2 protein-coding genes and 2 pseudogenes are annotated in these 4255 nt (G+C 71.6%); 1 reads left to right on the forward strand and 3 read right to left on the reverse strand.

Translation table 11 applies throughout. The features are described 5' to 3' along the window. From RIF68_RS29035 to eccD, 3 genes and pseudogenes are all read right to left on the reverse strand, one after another. Positions 1 to 1207 (reverse strand): annotated as a pseudogene (locus tag RIF68_RS29035) (polyribonucleotide nucleotidyltransferase); the annotation flags it as partial. A 282-nt stretch (positions 1208 to 1489) separates the two neighbouring features. Next, positions 1490 to 1780 (reverse strand): 30S ribosomal protein S15, encoded by a 291-nt coding sequence (gene rpsO, locus RIF68_RS29040; RefSeq protein ID WP_128976159.1) that lies wholly within the window; start codon positions 1778 to 1780, stop codon positions 1490 to 1492. 219 nt (positions 1781 to 1999) lie between these two features. Further along, positions 2000 to 3475, reverse strand: coding sequence for a type VII secretion integral membrane protein EccD (eccD, locus tag RIF68_RS29045; protein WP_309054258.1), 1476 nt, complete (start codon positions 3473 to 3475; stop codon positions 2000 to 2002). 184 nt (positions 3476 to 3659) lie between these two features. Here eccD and RIF68_RS29050 point away from each other — a divergent pair. Continuing rightward, positions 3660 to 4255, forward strand: a pseudogene (locus tag RIF68_RS29050) (type VII secretion protein EccC); the annotation flags it as partial.

Raw genomic sequence — 4255 nt, forward strand, 5'->3', positions numbered from 1 at the left:
TGTGCATGTAGCGCTTGCGGGTCACCGGGGAGAGGGTGTCCAGCTGCTGCTCCATGCGGAGCATGTTGAGGGTGGTGACGCCCAGGATCTGGGTCTCGCCACGCTCGAACAGGGCGGAGCCGTGCACGCGCGGGATGGCCTCGACCTCGGCGGCGAGCGTACGGATGTCCGTGATGCCGCGGCCGTCGATGCGGACCTTGTCCTTGATGATCCGCTCGCGGACCAGCTTCTTGGTCAGCGCGCGGTAGGCGCCCGAGATCTCCTTCTCGCGGCCCTCGAAGGCCGGGAGGAGCTTCTCGGCGGCGAGCTCCTTGATGCGGTCGAGCTCGGCCTCGCGCTCCTGCTTGCCGGCGATGGTGAGCGCCTGCGCGAGCTCGCTCCTGACCGCGGCGGTGAGCGCCTCCAGGACGTCGTCCTGGTAGTCGAGGAAGACCGGGAACTCGCCGGTGGGCTTGGCGGCCTTGGCGGCGAGGTCCGACTGGGCCTTGCAGAGGACCTTGATGAAGGGCTTCGCGGCCTCGAGACCGGCGGCGACGACCTCCTCGGTCGGCGCCTCGGCGCCGCCCTTGACGAGCTCGATGGTCTTCTCGGTGGCCTCGGCCTCGACCATCATGATCGCGACGTCGCCGTCCTCCAGGACGCGCCCGGCGACGACCATGTCGAAGACGGCGTCCTCGAGCTCGGTGTGCGTCGGGAAGGCGACCCACTGGCCCTTGATCAGGGCGACACGGGTGCCGCCGATGGGGCCGGAGAAGGGCAGGCCGGCCAGCTGCGTGGAGCAGGAGGCGGCGTTGATGGCGACCACGTCGTAGAGGTGGTCGGGGTTGAGCGCCATGATCGTCTCGACGATCTGGATCTCGTTGCGCAGGCCCTTCTTGAAGGAGGGGCGCAGCGGGCGGTCGATCAGGCGGCAGGTGAGGACCGCGTCCTCGGACGGCCGGCCCTCGCGGCGGAAGAAGGAGCCGGGGATCTTGCCGGCCGCGTACATCCGCTCCTCGACGTCGACCGTCAGGGGGAAGAAGTCCAGCTGGTCCTTCGGCTTCTTCGAAGCGGTGGTGGCCGAGAGGACCATCGTGTCGTCGTCCAGGTAGGCGACGGCGGAACCGGCGGCCTGCTTGGCGAGGCGGCCGGTCTCGAAGCGGATGGTGCGGGTGCCGAAGGCGCCGTTGTCGATGACGGCCTCGGCGTAGTGGGTCTCGTTCTCCACTATGGGTTTCTCCTACGTGTTCGTCTTTGCGCCCGCCGGCCCGTGTGGCCGGTGAACGGTGGCGACGAGGCCGGAGAGGCACGCCTCTGTTGCGGGCCGGTCTTCGATCGAAGCACCCGGGTACGTGTCCGGGGGCCACTACCGAGGACCGGCGGTGCGCGCAGGCGGCTCGGCGCTCGTCGTATGGGGTTGTGCGTCCAGCCTAAGTGCCGGTGCGCACTTTGCGCACGTACAGCAAAGGGAGCGGCCCCCTGAATGTGGGAACCGCTCCCTTCACGCGACTTACTTGGCGCCGCCGGCCGCGCCGCGGCGGATGCCGAGGCGGTCGACCAGCGTACGGAAGCGCTGGATGTCCTTCTTGGCCAGGTACTGCAGCAGGCGGCGGCGCTGGCCGACCAGGATCAGCAGACCACGGCGGGAGTGGTGGTCGTGCTTGTGGGTCTTGAGGTGCTCGGTCAGGTCCGAGATGCGGCGGGACAGCATGGCGACCTGGACCTCGGGGGAGCCGGTGTCGCCCTCCTTGGTGCCGAACTCGGCCATGATCTGCTTCTTGACGGCGGCGTCGAGAGCCACGCGGATCTCCTCTTGGTTCGCGCGCCCGCGAGTGCCCCTGGTCTAGGTCTCAGGGGAAGCTTCCGTGACTCGACGGGCGAAGGTCCGATGAGCGCAGCTTCCAGGGCCTGAGAAGGCTTCCGGGAGCGCGTACACAAACGGCCGTCACACAGCGTACCAGTTCGGCGGAGCGGTCCGGGACGGGGCGGCGGCCGGGGGCCCCGTCCTCCGTCGCGCCGGCTACTTGCTGGTCAGGGAGCGGACCGCGCTGTAGACGTCCAGGACGGCGAGGCAGAGCGGGACCAGGGAGAGCAGGACGAAGCCCTCGGCGAGGTCGAGGAGGCGGCCCCAGAAGGGCGAGAGGCCCTTCTTCGGGATGATCAGGCCGATCGCGGTGATCAGGGCGGCGCCGGCGGCGACGGAGGCGGCGAGCCAGATCGTGCGGATGTCGAGGCCGCCGCGGTCCCCGTACATCAGGAACTCCTTGACGAGGTCGGCCGGCGGGTTCAGGGAGAGGCCGAGGACGAGCAGCGCGATGGCGGCGATGCCGGCGACGAGGACGCAGGCGACCTGCGAGGTGTAGCGGAAGAGGCGGGCGCGCAGCAGCATCGCGAGGCCGGCGGCGAGGGCGAGGAGCTGGCCCCAGACGTTCCCGGCGAAGCCGAGGACGGCGGCGGAGCCGACGACGACGGCCGCGCAGCCGCCGACGAGGCCGAGGAGCATCTCGTGGCCGCGGCGGGCCTGGAGCGCGATGCGCTCGCCGTCCACGGCCCGGTCCTCCTCGTCGTTGGCCCGGGTCTCGCCGAGGAACTCCTCGTCGGCGGCGCTGCGCGGGGAGGCGTACCCGATGGGGAGGCGGGCGAAGCGGGCGGAGAGGCCGGGCAGGAAGGCGACGAGGCCGATGGCGACGGGGGCGCAGACGGCGGCGGTCTCGGTGGCGGTGGCCTCGGTGACGATCATGAGGAAGGTCGCGAGGGTGCCGACGGTGGCGAGGAAGGTGGCGGCGACGAAGGGGGCGTCGCCGCTGGGGGTGAGCGCGACCAGGGCCACGGAGGCGACCAGGACGGTGACGCAGCCGAGGAGGAACTGGAGGCGGCCGGGGCCCTGGCCGGGGTCGGGGCCGATGATGCCCGAGCCGGCGATGAGCAGCAGGGGCAGGGCGCCGAGGCCGAGGGCGACGGCGGTGGTCCGGTCGCCGTAGACGCGGGCGCGGACCCCGGCGAAGGCGGTGAGCAGGAGGCCGGCGGCGCCCGCGATGACGCCGGGGAGGCTGTGCATGTCGTGGCGGACGGGGTCGGCGAACCAGAGGACGAAGCCCATGAGGACCAGCAGGAGCACGCCGCCGAGGAGTCCGGCGCCGCGCAGCAGGTCGTCGCTCCACAGGTGCCGGTCGCGGGTGACGGCGGAGGCGACGGCGTCGGAGACGTCGTCGAAGACGGCGGGCGGCAGGGACTGGGCGAAGGGGCGCAGGGAGAGCACCTCGCCGTCGAGGACCTGCTGGGCGGCGAGGGTGCGGGCGCCGTCGAGGACGGAGCCGTCCCGGCGGACGAGGTGGTAGCCGGTGGGGTCGCCGGCGGCCTGGGTCTGCCCGGTGAGCCGGAGGATCTCGGGGTAGACGTCGGCGACGGCGATGTCCTCCGGGAGCGCGACGTCGATGCGGCTGTCCGGCGCCACGACGGTGACTCGGCAGAAGCCGGTCGCTGCGGTCGTACTCACGTGTGTGGACCCCCTGATTCGCGGTTGCGCACGATGCGCGCGCCACCCTACCGGGGACGGCCGGCGGGGGCTGCACGTAGGATCTCCGTCCCATGGGGGAAGTCCGCGTGCCCGGCTGCCGACAGGGGTGGCGCCGCGGCAGCTCCCGCCACGAGCCCGCCTCCAACGAGGGATTGATGCGCCGGTGAGCCAGATCGTCGTCAAACGCCCGCCGAGGTCCCTTCCTCCGGAAGTGCCCAGCGAGGAACTGGTCCTGGAGCCTCCGCCGGAACTCCCGCGGGGGCAGCAGGAGTCGGCGCTGATGCAGCTCCTGCCGATGCTCGGCATGGGTTCGTCGGTCGTCTTCTTCTTCATGACGCCGTCGCCGATCATGCGGATCATGGGCGTGCTGATGCTGGCGTCGACGGTCGCGATGGCCATCGCCCAGTTCGTCAGATTCCGTCGCGGTACGCAGGGGCAAATGGCCGATGTCCGCCGCGACTACCTCAAATACCTCGCCCAGACCCGGCGTACGGTGCGGCGGACGGCGCGCCGGCAGCGGGACGCGCAGCTGTATCTGCACCCGGCTCCGGAGCAGTTGTGGTCGGTGGTGGCCGAGGGGTCGCGGCTGTGGGAGCGCAGGGTCGGCGACCACGACTTCGGGCAGGCGCGGATCGGGCTCGGGGCGCAGCAGCTCGCGACGCCGCTGGTGGCACCGGACACGGCTCCGGTGGACGAGCTGGAGCCGCTGTGCGCGGGTGCGATGCAGCAGTTCCTGGCGGTGCACGGGACGCTGGACGG

It is taken from the genome of Streptomyces sp. (genome assembly GCF_031178505.1).
GTDB lineage: Bacteria > Actinomycetota > Actinomycetes > Streptomycetales > Streptomycetaceae > Streptomyces > Streptomyces gulbargensis.